Below are 16,688 nucleotides of genomic sequence, written 5' to 3'. Positions count from 1 at the left end.
GCGGGGGCGGCTGCAAAGAGGCGGCTAATTTTGATCGCCTGCGGCTTGTGCCTTCAAGAAAAACTGCAGAGTTTCTGTCGCCTCTTGCAACGAAGCAACTAAATGTTTTTGCTCCATTTCTGTTGCAGCCATCCACCTTCGCTCTTCGCTGATCTGTGCCTCGATTCGAGCTGCGTCATCGGCGTCCCCGCGTTGTAGAGACGCATCCAGAAGAAATTCAAGGTGCTCAACCAAGCGGGCTTCTTTGTCTAGACGGTGCCGCACCATTTTCAATTGAGTTTCATAACTTCGGATCATCAGCTCCTGCCTAGCGATGCTGGTGGAAGCCTCGGACTCTCTGCGCATCGCTGCGGCCATCTCTTGCATGAAGGCCTCGTTACGCACGGCAAAAGACTCCTCCAGCCTGGCAACGATCTCTGCGTTCATGGTTCTGTTGGAAGCTTTCGCCGCAACTTTGATCCGATCGCGCATCCCGTCGGGCATGCGGACAAGAACCTTGTCAGCCTTGTCGGACGGGTAGCCAGGTTCTTCTTCAGACATAACGCTATTGCTTCAGATAATTGATATAAAAATTCAATATATCGACTCGCTATCAATCGCTTGCCCGCCTGATAGCGAGTCGATATAGTTTGCCACATAGCAAGTCGCTATTCTACGAAAGGCAAGCATGACCTCTGAAGATCCCGCTGTCCAGCCCCGTGCTGACCAGTATGTCCTCCGCTTTGAAAAGCCTGGCCAGCGCCAGCGTCTCAAAGACCAAGCCAAGCAGCAAAAGCGCAGCCTCAACAACTACCTCCTCCTGTTGATCGAAGCAGGCGAAACAGCCATTTCTCAGAAAGTCAAAGGAGCAGCAGCATGAGCAACATCTCCCAGCTTCACCCAACCAAGCGCGTCACGATCACGGCGCACCGGGTGGCGTTCGATCTTGTGCCGCGCGACGTGTTGGAGCAGGTTTTCCACGCGGCAATTGCTGTCGCCTGGGCCGCTGACGAGGAGGCATACGTCGCGGAGGACTGTGAAGCCAACGAGCGCCTGGAGTCTCTGCAGAAGGCCGTCAGTGCCGCTTCCCAGTACACGGTTCCCGTGGAACATGAAGTTGATGAGCCCATTACCCCGAGCCGCCCCTGAAAGGATCAGCACCATGAACGAACTCATCCCCGTAGCGCCGCGCCAGATCGGCGGCGTCACCGTGTTGTCGGTAGATGCTCGCGACCTGTACAAGCACCTGAATCCAGGCACGGAGTTCAAAGATTGGATGCCTCGCCGCATCGAGGATTACGACTTTGAGGAGGGCAAGGACTTTTGCTCATTTTTGGGCGAAAGTACCGGCGGCCGCCCTCCGAAGGAATACATCGTCAGCATCGACATGGCCAAAGAGCTGGCGATGGTCGAGCGCACGCCCCAGGGCAAGGGGGCCCGGCAGTATTTCATCGAGTGCGAGCGCCGCGTGCTGGCCGGCGAGGGGGAAGCGCTGCCAGCGCCAGTTGAGACAAAACCAGCCCGTGTCCGTGGCCGCACTCCCCTGGATCAGGTGAAGGTCATCAACTTCGTCGGTGACGCATTGAAGGACGTCCCCGGCATCCGCCTCGATGTGGTTGCAGCCGCCAAGCTCCAGGCCTTCGAGCAGCACACCGGCATCGACTTCAGCGAGTTCCGCCGCGCTCTGCCGCCCGTGACACTGGAGCGCATGGTCCATCTCAACCCCACGCAAATCGGCGCTCGCATCGCGGAGCAGACAGGCCGCGCCAAAGTCAGCAGCCAGCTCGTCAACAAGGTGCTTCTGCAGCTTGGCCTTCAACGCAAGGTCGAGGACGGCTACGTGCTGACTGAAGCCGGAACCAAGTACGGCGAGGTGCTGCCCTTCAAGGCCAAGAACGCGCACCACGGAAATCAGATCGATTGGTGGGAATCTGTCGTTGATGTGGTGCGCGAGAACATGCCTACGGCGGATGGCAAGCGCGGCAGGGAGAGCAGTGTGATCCCGCTGAAACCGAGGCAAGCCCCCGATGAACCGCAGGCAGCCCTGCTGTGAGCCCCGGGGAAAATGACCCCAAAGACGAAAGCCCCGCCGGGTGGAGCCGGCAGGGCCTTCAAGGCGAATCAATCGAGCGATCAAAGGATTCAGGCATGAATGCTACAGCAAAGACCCGCGCGCGCAAAGCTCCTGCAGCCGCGCGGCCAACCTTCGAGCAGATGATGGCGCTGGCCCTGGCCAAGGCGGAAGACGACCTGGGTCGCCTCGTCCGCACGCGCTGCGCCGACGAGTACTGGAAGGATGTCGATTCAGACGTTGACTACGCAGTTGAACTGGCTCTTGGGCACATCCGCAGCATGAAGGCCCGCCACTTCGGAGATGCCGCCGAGTTCTGCCTCACCTGGGGCCATGCTGGCGCGGCCATCAACCTGGCAGCGAAGGCCTTCAGCCGCACGGACTGCGCCTACAGCCGGTTCCTTCGCGGCACGGTGCACATGTTTGCCCAGGTTGCCGAGCTGGTCGAGTTCTCCGGCTGAGCACGCCCCCGCCTCGACGCGGCCCAAATCTGCGAATTCGCAGATTTAAAAATCCCGCCCGGCGTTGCCGGCATACCGAGCGCGTCAAATGCGTAAATTTCCGCATTTGACGAGCACCCGCCTCGCCGCGACCTGTGCAAACCGGCTCAGCCACATGGCCGGGAACCTCCCAGCGCCTCGCAACGCCTGAGGCACTCCCCCCCCCCACTCTCAAGGAGAGGTGCGGGGGCGGTCGAACCCTAGCCGGGGGCGAGAGCAGATCAGGCAGTGGACGCCGGGTCGAATTTGGACCGCTCCGACAGCGGCCCGCTCAGCAAGCCAGTGATACAGCCACCCACATCTTCTGGCCCTGATGGTGGTGCCGCGCGCTCCAACAAATCCATGGCGACGTCGATAGCTGCCCGCGCCCTGGAGAAATCGACGGTCCAGCTGGTGTCTGGCGACAGGGGCAAGTCCGGCCGGTCGGTGGCCACGCATCCGCCGTGGAAGTCGAACTCGCGGCGCGCGAGCAGCAGCACGTCGCGCACATAGGCCAGGTCGGTGTCGGAAGGCCGCGCGCCCGATTCAGCCCGCCGCGCCTCAGCCCTCGCACGATGCGCCGCGCCCAGGGCTACGCAGGCCAAGACAAGCGCCAGGACCAGCGCACCAGAGAGGATGAGGATAGGGAGATATGCCATCGCCCGAGTGTTCTGCGGCGTAGCTCGCCGCGCGAACCCTGCAAGAGCCCGCCGCTGAAAGCGCGCGTAGACTGATCAAGGGCAGGCTACAAAGCTCAGCAATAGGCAACGACCCTCGGAGCAGCCTCGACTATGACAGGTATACCCAAGAACTCGGCAGGGACTTCAGGAACGAAGCCGTTCCAGTTCACCCAGACACGAAGCACCAGCCCCGCACCGCCATTCGCCTCCGCGAAGACGGACACAGCTCCCCTCGGCGCGTTGATGCGCGCAAGGAGGTTTCTGGCAATGTCCGAAGGCGTCATGACTGGCTAACAATTGTGTTGGGACACAAGTGTCACATTAAACCTATCCAAGATGGGGCGCAAGGGCAATACTAGGCTCCTCTTCCCGCCTGGCGCACTACTGTCTGTGCATCCAGCTACCACAATCCCTATGGCGTGCCTCTGTCCATTAGCGTCCAAATGTGTTACCAAGCTACCTGAGTCACCGCCTTCCGAGAAAACATCCCCAACCCCATGAACAATAAATAAGTTTTCAAAAAAGGCATTTCCATTAAAGCCGTACTGTGCGGCCTGATAGTAAACGGGAGATGGTCCAATAAGTTCTGCTGTTACATAACCAATCGTATGCCCAGTCGTTCTTCCCAATTTTTCAACTTGCATCCCAGGCTGTATGTCAACCACCGATGCAGGCGTGTCATACAAATTTCTTTGCATTGAAGAAATTGAACCTGGGGCCGCGATTCTAAACAATGCCGCATCAGAGTTCAAACTGTGATCAACGCTGCTAGGATCTCCAAAGTTCATAGGCAGGTGATGAGTGTGATATCCAACCGTAAAGGGTGCCGGATTCCACGGGCTTACATCCATGATCCCTGGCGCCACAACCGGTAGACCTATTGGTGCATAGCTACATGCTCCAGAGACATGATTGTTCGATAGCCCGAAAATCTGCCCAGCAGCATCCTTAACCAAGGCTCCAATGGTGCCCGCCTCCCTGTTATTCCCCACCGATATAGAGCTGCCACAAGTATAAAAGTCAAGGCCTCCATGCACATGAACAGCACAGCTATTAGTGCTCGCCGCCAAGTTTGCAGGGGCCACCAATTCCGAATTACCCTGATGATACTCAATATCGTATCCGTTGCAACTCTTCGGCAAAATCTTTAATTCCCTCATTGTCGGCGCGGCCTTTCTGAAGAAAATAGAAATCTTATCAGCCAGATCGTTTACCGCAACAAATCTTATTTGCCTATTACGAAACACGCTCACAACACCAGAATCCAGAATCATCGGCTCAAACAATGGGTGTTGAGTAACATTCTTCGGCTGAAATGCATCATCAGCAAGCAATCCGTTGTCTCTTGCCCAAGCCAATATCTGCAAAGCAGTGGTGCGAATATCATCGGTAATTGTTGGCAGCGGTGGCGCTGATAGATTTACAGTGTTCACGGCAAAAGTAGTAATTGGTTACGACTTCCATCCTACATGATCTTTGACACCCCGCCTATTGCATGAAAGGTGATGCTCGCAAGTACCATTGACTGCCTTGCCTCTCCACAAGGCACATCCCTGCTAGAGTTGGTCCCTATTAGGAGATCGAATTGGCGCAGCCAAAGGGATGGGGCAAGGCGCATTCCTAGTTCCGTCCACTCTGCCGCACTGGCCGCTGACTACGCGACATGCCTCAAGGACAAGCACCCTGACGTCAGCCTCCGCGCCAGCTCCGCCCCTACCTCCTGAGTAACCCAGCACGGCGGTGCACGTCACCCCTCATACAGGTAGCCTACTGGTACATTGCCAGCAGGAGGTTCTACCTATGAGCGCCCCAGACATCAGAGCGATGGAAGACATGCTGGACCACCTTCGAGCGAAGAAGGCCTTTGCAGAGGCTCAACTGCAGGCATCCGAAGCCGAGGACCCTGAACTCGAATGGGACTTGCGCCGTATCGAAGGCCGCATCGATGTGCTCAAGGAGATGCTGCGGGAAGCTCGTGAGTGAGCACTGCAGGCCCTGACGCGGGGCCTGCTACATTCCGCCCCCTGCGCCACACCCTCTTTCTCCCCGCCCTCCTCTTCTGTTGCCCGCCCTGGCCATGGCCCCGGCCACCCAGATTTTGGGTAGTTGAGACGTGGCGACGGGGTGATCCCCAAGTTCTGGGTATCACTTGGGGTGTCGGATAAATTTCTGGCATCCTTCGCTCAGTGGAATAACGGAAGCGAAGGCTGGATCTCAGCCTCCAGGCGCTGGTGCTCCGACTCGAAGTGCGGGATGTCGCGCTTGCGGTCGAGCATGAGCCGGGAACCGAAGGATGCGCGGACCTTGGACTCCACCTCCTGTGCGATGAGGACCTGCATCTGCTGCCACAGGCCCTTGGCCTGCTGGCTCAAGGCCGCACGCATGCGGTAGAACTCCTCGACCAGCCGAACCTTGCACTCGATCACGATGGGGCTGTTGCGCAGCATGGAGATGAGGAGGGTCGCCTGCTGTTCGTTCAGCAGCGCGATCTCGGTGGCCTTGGCGAAGCCGCCCTGAGGGAGTGCGACACCCTTTCGGATTTCAAATCTGAGTGGGCCGAAGATCTCCAGGCTGGCCCTGTGCTTGCGCACGAGCTTGATGACGCTGGCATGCGGAAGAACGACACCTGCCGCCAGTGCGTCGGAGGCCGCGAGCGGCTCCTTGTCGAGCAGGGCAACGATGGGGGTGGGCATTGCTTTCGAGTTCATCGCTCAGCCCTCCACGCCCATGAGGCGCTTGATCTCGGGCACAGGCCAGGCCAGCCGGCCATTCACGCGCAGGGGCTTGATGGGGCCCTTGCCCGTGCAGGACCACCAGTTCAGGGTTCCTGGGCTGCGGTTCAGGTGGCGCGCGGCCTCGGCTGTTGGGAGTGCACTGCGCATCTCCTGATCCAGCGGGGTTAGGGAAATCTTGGCGGTCATGTTGACCTCGCAGGTTCGTTGAACATGACAAGGCATTCTTTGCATACGCCGCGCTTTGCCAAACCCTAGACGGGGGACGCCTGCTAAAGTCCCGCCAACAGGAGGAGCTATGGGAGCAGTGAAGAGGTTGATGGTTGCCGCCGCGCTGGCCGCGCTCGGGACGCCTGCCCTGGCGGCGGACTACGCCACATGCTTGCTGGACAACCTGCCCGGGGTGAAGAACGGTCCTGCACACGCTGCGGCGCTAAACCTTTGCGGCTCTAAATACCCTGATCGCTTCTTCGAGGTCCGCCGCGGCTCGGGCCGTGGGCTGCTGGGGCCGAAGTCTCCAGAACAATGCACGCTGGACAAGGCGCGCGACACGTCCTGGCAGCCGGCGGCGGGGATGATCATGCGGGCGTGCGGCTGCCTGTACACGCCGAGCGCTGGCCCGACGGACATGTGCGAGCGGTATCCGCTGTCTGCGGAGATTCGCGCGCAGCACCCGGCCGTCAAGACCGATGCGGACCTGCTGCGCCTGGAGACGCACTACCGGAAGATCTACGCCGCGCACCCAGATGCCGATGCGCTGTTCGCGCGCAAGGACTTCTGGGCCTGGGTGACGCAAGACAAGGGCCGGGAGCAGACCCTGACCAAAGGCTCCACCGCCGATGTGGTCAGGGTGCTGGAGGAATTCAAGGGACAGCTCGACTGGTGGAAGCGCGACGCCGTCCCTTTGAATTAAGCCTTCCGATACTGCTTGCCATCGGGGCCGACATATACCGACCCTGAGGGGAGCGCCGCGAGGGCACGGCGACCCGCGTCATCGTTCGTGATGGTCTTCGGCCCGGCCGCCATGCCGCCATCCACCTGCTGCACCTCGCCCGTAACTCCGTTGTGCCGGATGATGCTGCCCTGGGTTGTTGACCCATCAGCATTCTTGATCGCGGGCGTGACCGTGACCTTCCAGGGCGATTGCTCTGTCTCACCGTTGATCGCACGCAGGGACTGCTGGGCCTGCTGACGCTGCTGGGGAGTGGCGTTCGGATCGAGGAAGGTGTTGCGCAGCTGTTCTTCCTGGCGCTGGGCCCGCGTCTTGAGGCCGCGCGCCGTGATTTCCGAATCGGCCAGGCGGCGCTCGGTGTCCAGGCGCTGCTGATCCACATTGAAGCCGCGTGCTGTGCGGAAGGTGTCGGCCGCGATGCGGTCGCGCTCCAGCTGCTGCTGGCCGGCGGCGAAGCCCAGGCGGGTGTCGTAGCGCTGGGCTTCCTGCAGGCGGGCCAGGTCGCCGCGATCTGCTGCGCGCAGGTGGCTTGCACGGCGGAAGCCGCGCGCGTCCCCGGAGCCCATGATGGCCACGCGCTGGATGGGCGATGTGGGTGGCGGCGCCATGGCGGCCTGCACACGCTGCATGGATTCGGTCTGCTGCTGGCCTGCCAGGTTGTTGGCCGCGTTCTGGTTCTGCCAGGACGGAAGGCCGCGCGGCTGGTCGCCCAGGGCCGCGGCCTGTGCGCTGTCGGCGTAGCTGTTCCCGCGGCGGTATACGCCCGGCATCACCTCGGACGGTGCGGCCGCATCCGGCGGGCCCATGGTTGAACCAGTCTCACTCGTGCTGTTGGAGACAGCGCTTGCCTGAGTGGGCGCCGGAGCGGCCTGTGCGGACGGGGTCACGGGAGATGCCGAAACCGGGGTCGATAGGGCTGCCGCGCCGCCTGCCAGGCCAGCGCCGGATGCCCATCCACGCGCAGCATTTGAGCCGGAGTTGATGGCGCCACTGATCGCCCCGCCTGTGCGCCCCACAACCGACAGAGAACCACCCAGGGCGCCAGGCATGGCGTTGGCCAAGTTCGACACATTGCGCCCAACGTCGGTATTCATGACGCTGTCCTGGGAGCCGTCAGGCAACGGTGCCTTAGGGTAGCCATCCGTGGGAATTTGGTCTTCAGGCCGGCCGCCGTTGGCAAAGAACACCTTGGGCTTGAAGCCGCGCGGCACCCATGCTTCTTCTGCAGCAGGTGTGTGGGTGGCATCGACGGCCGCCTGCAGCGCGCCTGCGCCGCCCATGGCGTGCACGGTATCGGGTGGCAGGACAAACTCGCCGGGCTTCACCATGGCGGGGATGGAGTCGGGCGCTTGGTTCTGGGCCTGTGCCAGCGCCGCGCTTTGCTGCTGACCGCGCGGACGGAAGCCCAGCTTGGGCTGCGGTGCCGGCGGCGCCTTCTTGTCGGGATGAAAGCCGAACATGGCGGACCTTTCAGAGAATGATGGATTCGGTGACGTGCGGCACGTCTTCGCGCGTCTCCCGGCGCATGTCGGAATCGGGGCGCCGGCCGAAATACTTGGTGAACTCCCGCTCGGACAGCTCGGCACGGGTCGGGTCGAAGGCCTCGGAGTCTGGCTGGGAATAGCCGCGATGCAGCGCCCAGAGCACCAGCTTGTCGTGGCTGAAGGCGTGGATCTCGGGCACGTCGGCCCCAGAGCGCATCTCGGTCAATGGCAGCCGGTAGCCTTCCAGCATGATCTGGCCGTCGCGCGGCGGGGCCGGCACCAGACGGATTGAGCCTTCGGTCTGCACGGCCCAGCGGACACGGTCCAGGCGCTTGTGGCGCCACCCCGGTTGGTTGCGGTCCAGCCATTCCGTGGAGACCAGGTCCAGCTGCTGCGGCTCGCTCGCGCCGTCGCATGAATAGGACAGGTGCGTGATCTCGTACAGCGCCGGATGCAACTGGTATGTGCTCTGCCCTTCCATCGCGGCAATGCGGCAAATGCTTGGCAGACTGGATTCCAACAGGAGCCGCCCGCGCACCGCGGCCTCGGCCACCGCATCGTTCAGCCACATGGTGATCTTCTCGTCAGTCCACCGATAGGTCTCGACCTCATCATCGGCCGCGACCCGAAACCGCGCGATCAGGTCTTTGAGGTTCATGTCAGCGCGCCCCGAACTGCTCGATCAAGGTGGCCACCTCAGCACGCATCTTGGCCTCGCCCTTGCGCGCGTCCAGCTTGACCTCGTACTTCGCCGCGTACTCGACCAGGGCGCCCTTGTCCATGCCCTCGATGGTCAGCAGCATGGCCTCGGTGGCCGCGCGCTCTTGCTGCTGCAGCTGCTCTGCCTGCTGCTGGGCGGCCTGCGCCTGCTGGAGCGCTGCGTCATCCTGCGCCTGCGTGGTGTCAGGCTGTTGCGCCTGCTCGCCCTGCTGGTCGGCAGGCTGCAGCTGCTCTGCCTGCTGCTGATCGACGGGCGCGCGGCGGAACTCCACGAAGCGCAGCAGCTTACGTGCGACGGCCTCGGGCACCAGCTTGGTATCGCCAGGCTGCCAGTGGGTAGCAGCGTGACGGTCGTGATAGGGCTTCTTGCCCGTGTATTCCAGCTTGTCGAACTTCATGATTCGCTCCGTTCATGTGAAACAAGCCGGACAGGCCGGCTTGCTGCATGGTTCATCGCCGCGAGCGCGGCTTCGATCAGGCCACGCCTTCGGGGACGCCCAGGACCACCACGTCCAGCGCGCTGGCCTTGGCGTTGTCCGCGCCGCCCACGGTCAGGATCAGGTAGGCATCCTTGGTCAGCGTGATGACCGGGTTGGCAGTGGCATTGCGCAGGCGCGCCGTGGCGGCCAGGTTCACGGCTGCGCCGAAGTAGTCGTCGTCCTGGGGCACGGCCGGCACATCCACGCCGTCGGCATACTCGAAGCCGATCTTGGCGGTGACGGATGCCGTCATGCCTACGGAAACGACGACCAGGCTGTCGATCAGCTTGAAGCCAGCGGGCAGCAGGCCCAGGCGGATCTTTGTGCCCTGGATGGCGGGCGTCAGGATGTCCCCGCCCAGGGCCGCGCCGGCCGCATTGGTGGCCAGGGTGTAATGCAGGGCGCTCAGGTTGCCCCACGGCGTCGCGCCCAGGCGATTGCTGGCGGACTGCACTTTGGTGATGGTTGCCATGTTGGCCTCCGGTGAAATGGTGAAGAACTCAGCGGAGGACAGGCGATCAGCAGACCGCCCGCCCTGGGGCGCGTCAGTTGCGCTCGCCGATGATGCGCACGGCTGTGTCGATGGCCGTGACGCCGTGATCGGTGTAGTGCTTCTTGCCGTTGCCCTGCGACACCAACCAGCGGATCTTGAAAACGCCCATGATGGCGCCGATCAGCAGTTCCATCTTGTCGCCGTGGTCGAAGTCCTTCTCGCTCCAGAAGAACGGCATGCCGCCGTGCTTGGACTTGCCGAAGGCCTGGGCCAGCGACTGGCCGCCCAGCAGGATCGCGCGGTCCACCGCATGGGTGGTGCCGAACGAGGCGGGGACGGCGCAGGTGCTTTCCGTCTCGGTCTCGTAGGAGGCGCAGTAGCGAACAGTGTCACCAGCATAGAAGCGGATGGGCTTGGGCATCTTGCAGATCAAGATGCCGTTCCACAGGCCCACTTCACCCAGGAACAGGGGGTGGTTGTTGGCCTTGGACGCGCGCGCAAGGGCGTTCGCCTGGAACTGGCGGAAGCCAGGGTCCTGGGCGAATGCGTGGTACTGCGCGGGCGAAACCAGCAGAACACGCAGCGGCGAATCCTCGGCCACCTTGTCCTCGGGGATCTTGATGGCGGGCGGCGGCAGCGCGATGGACTCCATCACCGTGCGGATGCTGTCCACCACGTCCATGCCGAGCACGTCAGTGGAGGCAATGTCCAGCTCTCCAGCGTTCACCGACACAGTCTTGATGGAGTCGCCATCGGCGATGTAGTGGCGGTTGCGCGTGGGTGCCTTCACTTCGTTGATGGCGAACTCCGCGAAGTCCGGATGGGCGCTGGTCGGCAGACGCCACTCCATGCCGTCCTGAAAGCCGCGCGCGCCCGCCAGGTGGGTCAGCATCAGCTGGTCTTGGTAGCTGTTCATCAGCGACAGCGCGATGGGCCGGCCGATGCGACGGAATTCCACGGGGGAATTCATATCGGTCATCGTGTTTCCCAGGTCCACCGGGAAGCGAACTTGGTTCACGCGCACGCGGCCGTTGTCCAGCTCGATGCCCGTGCCCTTACCTTCGGCCATGCGGTTGCCCATGATGGGATAGGCGTTGGTGGGCTGCACGAAATGGAACTCCACCTCGGAGCCGTGGCCGCGCGTCAGGTCCACCGTGCGCACGATGGGCATGTCGGTGGCGGTCTGCTTGCTCAGCACGGCGCTGACGTGCGCCTCGCCCTGGGGGACGGTGCCCACCATACGGTTCAGCGTCGAATTGCGCTGCATGGACTGAGCGAACAGCCCGGCAGCCTGGACGAATTGGGCATTCGGCGAACCGGTTGCCACATTGGTTTTTCCGGACATATGTCCTCCGTCTTGGGGAGAGGGCTGCCTCATCACGAGGTGGCCCGGGTTTCAAAAAATAATCAGCGGTTCACGCCAAGCTGTTCATCAAGGCATCGATCTTTGCCGGCGACATACCGCTCATCACGTTGAGCAGCGCCGCGGGGTTGTTGGCCAGTGCCTGCGCGCGCTCCGCTTCGCTGGCACCAGCAGCCGCGCCCGTCAGTTCGGAAAGACTCACCGGCACGGCCTGCTCGGCATCAGCTTTCGCCTTTGCCACGGCCGCGTCCACGGCATTGGCAGGAGCGGCCGGGCTGGCAGCGGGAGCAGTTGCGGACCGGGCACCCTTGAAGGTGCTGAAGACTTCCACGATCTCGGCAGCGGAACCGTTCTGCAGGACGTTGGCCACGGCCGCGCGCGTGAAAGCAGGCTGGGCATCCACCCACTGCTTGAACTCGGCAGAGTCGGCAATTTCGTCCGCGTCGGCATGCGCTGCATAGATCGCGTTGTCGTGCGCCTGCTGGGCGCTGACCTGTTCACGCTGCTGCAGGGGCTGCATGGCCTGCGCCAGTCGTGCGTCCACCAGTGCTGCAGCACGCTGGTCCACCAGCGCAGCCACGCCCTTGGCGATCCCCTCCTCCGAGAAGTCGCCGAACAGGGCCATGTCCACGCCTTGGGTGGCAGCTGCCTGGGCAATGGCCAGGTTCTTGTCGGCCGAGGTTGGCGCCGCGCCAGCTTGCTCGCGGGCCGCGGCATCCGCCTGGGCCTGAGCGAGGTTGCTTTGCTGGCTGCGGGTCAACTGGTCGATCTGAGCCTTCAAGGTGGCGTTCTCGCTCTCCAGCGAATCGCCGCGCGCCTTGAACTGGTCACGCTCGGTACGGGCCTGGGCCAGCTTTTCAAAGGGGATCGTGTAGCTGCCCGACTTGCTGGCAATGGGCGCGCCGGCCGGCTCGTCATCCTGAGCGGGCACCGCGCCTGCAGCAGGTGCAGGAGCCGGGGTTGCTGCAACAGCGGGTGCAGCGGCAGGAGCGGGAGAAGGCGCTGCAGCAGTTTGCTCAGCGCCAGGGGTGACGGTTGCGGGAGTGGCAGTGCTCGCGGCGTTACTGGCTTCTGCGGTCTGGGCCGCGTCCGCGTCCAGATCCAGTTGTCCTGCAAAGGCGGATTCGAGCAGTTGCTCAGGTGACATCGGCATGTAGGTGCTCCACATCCCCGGCTATCCGGCCGGGCCTGTTTGAAGGGGCACGCAGATTCGAGGATCAGGCCGGGGCCGAAGCCCCGACCATCACGCTCTCCAGCTGCGGGAGGTGCCGACCCATCACGGGCAGGCTTCTCGTCTCTGGCTTTCGCCTTCAACGTGGAACACAGTGTCGGGCGCCGCCCGCGCCGCAGCCAACTCTGGACGGAGTGAATCGCTACAGGTTGTCGGCTGGGGTGGCGGTTTCGATCCCCTGCATGCCGCGCGACGGCTCCTGCGGGATGGGTGGGAATGCTGGGCTGGTGTTCTCGCGCACCTGGGCGATGTCGCCCGCCGCGCCCGGCCCGCCCGACTGTGGAGTGGGTCCACCGACAGCCACGCCAGGCACCGGGAAGTCTGGATCGTCGCCACCCGGATTGGGCTTCTGGTAGCCCGCGCCCTGCATGATGGCATCGGCGATGGGCGCGATGGCCGGGTTGGTGGCGACCTGGGCCCCGCCCTGCATCGCCGAGAAGGCAGCCTGCACGCCCACCTGCACAGCGTCAGCCATCACCTTCTTGATCTGGGCATCCGTCAGGCGCTCCTTCATTTCCAGCTCGCGCGCCTTCAGCTCGTGGCCGGCCTTGAGCAGCGCGGCCTGCACCTCCTGCTGCACACGCTGCTCGATCTGCTCCGGCGTCTGCTGGCCGGTCGCCGCACGGATGGCCTCCACCACCTGCTTCTTGCGCGGCAGATCCATCAGGTCGATCAGGAATGGCAGCGCGACCACCTGGATATGCTCCGGCAAGGACTTCACGGCCTCGGACAGTGAGCTGAGCTGCTGGCCCCGGAAACTGCTGGTGCTCGGCACGTCCTCCAGAGCGACCTTCATGCGCGTGCGCAACACGTCATTGGACCGATAGGCCAGGCCTGTGTCGGGGTCCTCTTCGGCCTTGTTCAGCACCACGGTGCGCGGCGGGTTGAGCACGTCGCCCTCGATCACGATGGTCTGCTCCTCGTCGCCCATGTCCTCGATGATCAGCGACATCAGCAATTCGCCGACCATCGTGCGCCCATCCTTGGTGTTGTCCATCATGTCGGCCATGCCGATCTGGGACTGCTCCACCTGGGTGGTTTCCTGCAGGCCGCTGCGAGCGGTGCCGGCCTGGCCCTGCATGGCCGGCGTGACGGGGCTGACCCGGCCCAGCGCGCGCCGGCTGTCTTCCATCAGCTGCAGGTGCTGTGCGTTGAGCTGGAAATCGCGGGCCACCTCGAAAATACCACCCTCCTTCATGTGCTCGGCGTCCAGCACGATGTCGGCGTCTGGGCGCGCCAGCTGCTGGCGGATCTGCGCGCTGGTCATTTCCGTTGCGCCCTTGGTGCGCCGCACCCGCGTCGATGCCATGCCCCAGCGCAGCTTTGCCATGGTGCTGTTCAGGTTGTCCTGCGGGAACAGCATGTCGCGCACCAGGCCGAACGGCATGCCGGTCTGGTCTTCGCGGTAGCCCCAGAAGGGCACATACGGGAAATGCTGGTGCGGGTATGGCGTGGGGCCGTCGTGCAGGCAGATCGGCCCAATCCAGTAGGACCGACGCAGCCGCGTGACCGTTTCGCGCGACAGCGTGCCCGCGCCCGAGGCCACGGCCAGACGGTGCTGCTGGTTGGATTCATCGAACTCGACCACACGGCCGCCGCGCAGGCGCAGCACCAGCGCCGACACCCAGCGCCGATACCAGAGTTCGCACAGGCTGAGCTCGTCGGTCTCCGAGCGGTACCAGGCATGCTCGCGCGGAGTCCAGGCCCGGGAAACATCCAGGCCCGGCACCAGGCCAGTGGAATAGCCGCCCTCTCCCAGATAGCCACCGTATCCGCCTGGGCCGGATGCGGAGTCCGCGCGCATGATCAGGTCCCGATGCTTGGGGAATGCAGCCGCGACCCGGTCCTTGCGGATGAATCGCTCCCGGAGCAGCCAGTGGGCGTCGGACAGGTCAGCCTCCTGCGCCCGGATGTCCCACCAGATTTCATTGCGGTGCACATACCGGCAACGGTAGGGGTAGGCGAAGGGATCGCTGGCCCGCGCGACCTCTACCCAGCCCAGGCCCACGCTCACCTGCGGCTTGAAGGCATCGCTGATCGCGCGATCTGCACGGCTGTGGCGTTCGGCTTGGTTCAGCCGGAAGTTGAGCGCATCAGCCACGTCCTGGCCGCCCGGATCTCCGTCCGGCGTCACGCGCCAGTCCGTCCGCGTCTTGGCCTCGTAGCCGCACACGGCCGCAATCGCCGGGCCGATGATGTTCTCCTTGGCCGGCGGGATGCCGAAGCGCTTCATGCGCGCGAGCAGTTCGCTGCCCAGTTGGTTGCCGTCGGCATAGTCGGCTTCCATGTCGGCCTGGCGGCGCCACGGTGGCTGCTCCAGGATGTCATCGATGATGCGGGCATATTCGTGCGGCGTCAGGGCCGCGCCCAGGTCTGCAGTGCTTGGGGGTTTTGCATAGTTCATGGCAGTGCCTCACGCGCGCCAGTCCGGCGCATCCTCTTCCTCTTCGGGCTCAGCGCGCGCGCTGTACCCATCGTCATTAGGGTTGAACAGCCCGCTCTCCTTGGCCTGGGCCCACTGCCGAAGCGCGTCCGCGCCTTCCGTGCAGCCGTTGGACTTGTCGGGCTCATCGATGAACTTGTTCAGCGCCCGGCTGAATTTCTTGCTGTAGCCGCGCAGGCGCTCCAGTCCGAAGGCACAGGCCTCCTTGTCGAACCAGGCGCCGCGCAGGTGCTTGCGCACAGCAGAGATGCCGGTTTGGAGCTGCGTGATCTTTGGAACCACCAGAAAGCGCTGGCCAGGCATCAGCGCTTGCAAATGCTGCTTCGTGGACCGGTTGGTGTCGCTCTGGCGCTTGTGATTCGCATCGTGCGGCAGGAAGTGCGCGCCGAACACGTAGCCGAGGCCCTGCAGATGGCGTACGTAGTGCCGCAGGTCTTCCTCGTGCTCCTCGTAGTAGTTGATGAAGCGGTCCTCGCCGCGCAGGGACTGCATGAACCAGATGGCCGTCCCGTCCGCGCGCCCGATGTCCCAGAAGGTGTAGACGGGCAGATCCAGCTCTGGCACCGAAGTGATGCCGCCGCGCTTCGTGAGCGCAACCATGGCCTTGGCGTAGTACCGGCCCGCGCTCGACTGCTGGAATGCCTCGGCCGGCGTGGAGGGGTACTCCTGCCACATTCGCTCAGGCGCGCCGGGGAAGTCCGCTTCCTGGGTGGCCACATACCAGGCCCGCTGCTCCAGATCGATGGTGCACTGCATCTCGACCTCGACCTGGTCGAAATAGTCGTGCTGCTCGCGCGTCACATGGACCAGGCCCGAGTCCATGCGGTAGTTGGGCTCCTGCCACCATGCGTAGAAGTGGAAGCGGTAGTCGCGCGGGCTCAGCTTCTTGTGCGTGTAGTGCAGGGCCTCTGCCCGCTGGGACAGGTGATAGAACTCGCCATTGGCGCCCTCGGCCGTGCTCTCGATCACCAGAATGCCCGTGGTGGGCACGGCTGGGATAGAGCCGGTCATCACCTCCTTGGCCTTGTGCGGGAAGCGCGCCGAGATCTTGCCCAGCTCGGAGACGTGCAGCCGGTGGATGGTGCCCGAGCGCATCGACGTTGCCACGCGCACGCTGCTGTTGTTGTGGGCGAAAAGCAGTTCCACAGCGCTGTCGCGCGCCAGGGGGAAGCGGTCGCGGATCTCCTCGGGCAGGTTCTCGTAGGCGTACTTCACCTTGTCCCGGAAGATGGCCTCGGCCGCCTCGCGGTCGTGCGCGATGATGCCGCAGCGCTGGTCCGCATTGAACAGCGCATGGTCTAGCCACAGGATGGCGATCAGGGTGGTGAAGCCCAGCTGCCGCGCCTTCAGAATGATGTTGCGGTGCCAGAGCCGGCTAATGAAACGCTTCTGCGCGCGATTGGGCCGGAAGGGCATGGTGAAGGTGTCAGCCTCTTCCCCATTCTTGGAATCGCCCTTGACCATGATCTTGTACAGGCAGCCGGAGAACAGGCGCCATTCGGGATCACGCAAGCACCGCTCCAGCTCCTCGGGCGTGTCGGGGAGCCGGTTCAGGGGAGCACTGTGGACGCGCGCGGCCACA

General features: G+C 63.4%; 19 protein-coding genes. 6 read left to right on the top strand and 13 right to left on the bottom strand.

Annotated features, from left to right (window positions below; genetic code table 11):
• Positions 1–24 precede the first annotated feature (24 nt).
• Complete coding sequence (locus tag ACFPFG_RS27530; RefSeq protein ID WP_380109113.1) at positions 25–540, bottom strand: Arc family DNA-binding protein; 516 nt, start codon at positions 538–540, stop codon at positions 25–27.
• Between the two features lie 127 nt (positions 541–667).
• Between ACFPFG_RS27530 and ACFPFG_RS27525 the strand changes: the two genes are divergently transcribed.
• From ACFPFG_RS27525 to ACFPFG_RS27510, 4 genes are all read left to right on the top strand, one after another.
• Positions 668–859 carry a hypothetical protein gene (locus ACFPFG_RS27525; RefSeq protein ID WP_380109111.1) on the top strand — a complete coding sequence of 64 codons (192 nt, stop codon included), beginning with the start codon at positions 668–670 and terminating at the stop codon, positions 857–859.
• A complete protein-coding gene (locus ACFPFG_RS27520) occupies positions 856–1,128 on the top strand; it encodes a hypothetical protein (protein WP_380109109.1) in 273 nt (90 codons plus the stop codon). Before ACFPFG_RS27525 ends, ACFPFG_RS27520 begins: the two co-directional genes overlap by 4 nt.
• Positions 1,129–1,141: 13 nt before the next feature.
• On the top strand, positions 1,142–2,032 hold the full coding sequence (locus ACFPFG_RS27515) for an antA/AntB antirepressor family protein (RefSeq protein ID WP_380109107.1): 891 nt from the start codon (positions 1,142–1,144) through the stop codon (positions 2,030–2,032).
• A 95-nt stretch (positions 2,033–2,127) separates the two neighbouring features.
• Entirely contained in the window at positions 2,128–2,511 is a 384-nt protein-coding gene (locus tag ACFPFG_RS27510) for a hypothetical protein (protein WP_380109105.1), read from the top strand.
• Between the two features lie 260 nt (positions 2,512–2,771).
• Here the strand turns inward: ACFPFG_RS27510 and ACFPFG_RS27505 are convergent, their stop codons facing one another.
• Together ACFPFG_RS27505 and ACFPFG_RS27500 are read right to left on the bottom strand one after the other, a co-directional pair.
• The gene (locus ACFPFG_RS27505; protein ID WP_380109103.1) at positions 2,772–3,188 is read right to left on the bottom strand and encodes a hypothetical protein; all 417 of its coding nucleotides are present in this window, start codon (positions 3,186–3,188) and stop codon (positions 2,772–2,774) included.
• Between the two features lie 311 nt (positions 3,189–3,499).
• Positions 3,500–4,642 carry a chymotrypsin family serine protease gene (locus tag ACFPFG_RS27500; protein ID WP_380109101.1) on the bottom strand — a complete coding sequence of 381 codons (1,143 nt, stop codon included), beginning with the start codon at positions 4,640–4,642 and terminating at the stop codon, positions 3,500–3,502.
• A 367-nt stretch (positions 4,643–5,009) separates the two neighbouring features.
• On the opposite strand from ACFPFG_RS27500, the gene ACFPFG_RS27495 reads away from it, so the two are divergent.
• The gene (locus ACFPFG_RS27495) at positions 5,010–5,192 is read left to right on the top strand and encodes a hypothetical protein (protein ID WP_047218050.1); all 183 of its coding nucleotides are present in this window, start codon (positions 5,010–5,012) and stop codon (positions 5,190–5,192) included.
• Positions 5,193–5,392: 200 nt separating this feature from the next.
• Here the strand turns inward: ACFPFG_RS27495 and ACFPFG_RS27490 are convergent, their stop codons facing one another.
• Positions 5,393–5,902 (bottom strand): Rha family transcriptional regulator, encoded by a 510-nt coding sequence (locus tag ACFPFG_RS27490; RefSeq protein ID WP_380109098.1) that lies wholly within the window; start codon positions 5,900–5,902, stop codon positions 5,393–5,395.
• 18 nt (positions 5,903–5,920) lie between these two features.
• Entirely contained in the window at positions 5,921–6,130 is a 210-nt protein-coding gene (locus tag ACFPFG_RS27485; RefSeq protein ID WP_310637540.1) for a DNA-binding protein, read from the bottom strand.
• A 130-nt stretch (positions 6,131–6,260) separates the two neighbouring features.
• Here ACFPFG_RS27485 and ACFPFG_RS27480 point away from each other — a divergent pair, with 130 nt between their 5' ends.
• Complete coding sequence (locus ACFPFG_RS27480; protein ID WP_380109096.1) at positions 6,261–6,854, top strand: hypothetical protein; 594 nt, start codon at positions 6,261–6,263, stop codon at positions 6,852–6,854.
• Here ACFPFG_RS27480 and ACFPFG_RS27475 read toward each other — a convergent pair.
• From ACFPFG_RS27475 to ACFPFG_RS27440, 8 genes are all read right to left on the bottom strand, one after another.
• Positions 6,851–8,353, bottom strand: a complete 1,503-nt coding sequence (locus ACFPFG_RS27475; RefSeq protein ID WP_380109094.1) for a hypothetical protein — start codon at positions 8,351–8,353, stop codon at positions 6,851–6,853. The two genes, ACFPFG_RS27480 and ACFPFG_RS27475, sit on opposite strands and share 4 nt — an antisense overlap.
• A 10-nt stretch (positions 8,354–8,363) precedes the next feature.
• Complete coding sequence (locus ACFPFG_RS27470; protein WP_380109092.1) at positions 8,364–9,035, bottom strand: phage adaptor protein; 672 nt, start codon at positions 9,033–9,035, stop codon at positions 8,364–8,366.
• 1 nt (position 9,036) lies between these two features.
• Entirely contained in the window at positions 9,037–9,495 is a 459-nt protein-coding gene (locus tag ACFPFG_RS27465) for a hypothetical protein (protein WP_380109090.1), read from the bottom strand.
• Positions 9,496–9,571: 76 nt separating this feature from the next.
• Entirely contained in the window at positions 9,572–10,048 is a 477-nt protein-coding gene (locus ACFPFG_RS27460; protein WP_380109088.1) for a hypothetical protein, read from the bottom strand.
• Between the two features lie 73 nt (positions 10,049–10,121).
• A complete protein-coding gene (locus ACFPFG_RS27455; RefSeq protein ID WP_380109086.1) occupies positions 10,122–11,414 on the bottom strand; it encodes a phage capsid family protein in 1,293 nt (430 codons plus the stop codon).
• A 70-nt stretch (positions 11,415–11,484) separates the two neighbouring features.
• A complete protein-coding gene (locus ACFPFG_RS27450) occupies positions 11,485–12,585 on the bottom strand; it encodes a hypothetical protein (protein ID WP_380109084.1) in 1,101 nt (366 codons plus the stop codon).
• Positions 12,586–12,805: 220 nt separating this feature from the next.
• Positions 12,806–15,067 (bottom strand): portal protein, encoded by a 2,262-nt coding sequence (locus ACFPFG_RS27445; RefSeq protein ID WP_380109082.1) that lies wholly within the window; start codon positions 15,065–15,067, stop codon positions 12,806–12,808.
• 9 nt (positions 15,068–15,076) lie between these two features.
• On the bottom strand, positions 15,077–16,687 hold the full coding sequence (locus ACFPFG_RS27440; RefSeq protein ID WP_380109080.1) for a terminase: 1,611 nt from the start codon (positions 16,685–16,687) through the stop codon (positions 15,077–15,079).
• Between the last annotated feature and the right edge of the window lies 1 nt (position 16,688).

This window comes from Delftia deserti (assembly GCF_042653485.1).
Classification (GTDB): domain Bacteria; phylum Pseudomonadota; class Gammaproteobacteria; order Burkholderiales; family Burkholderiaceae_C; genus Comamonas; species Comamonas acidovorans.
Note: the sequence above shows the minus strand (reverse complement) of the source record. Positions and strands in the feature narration are given on the sequence as shown.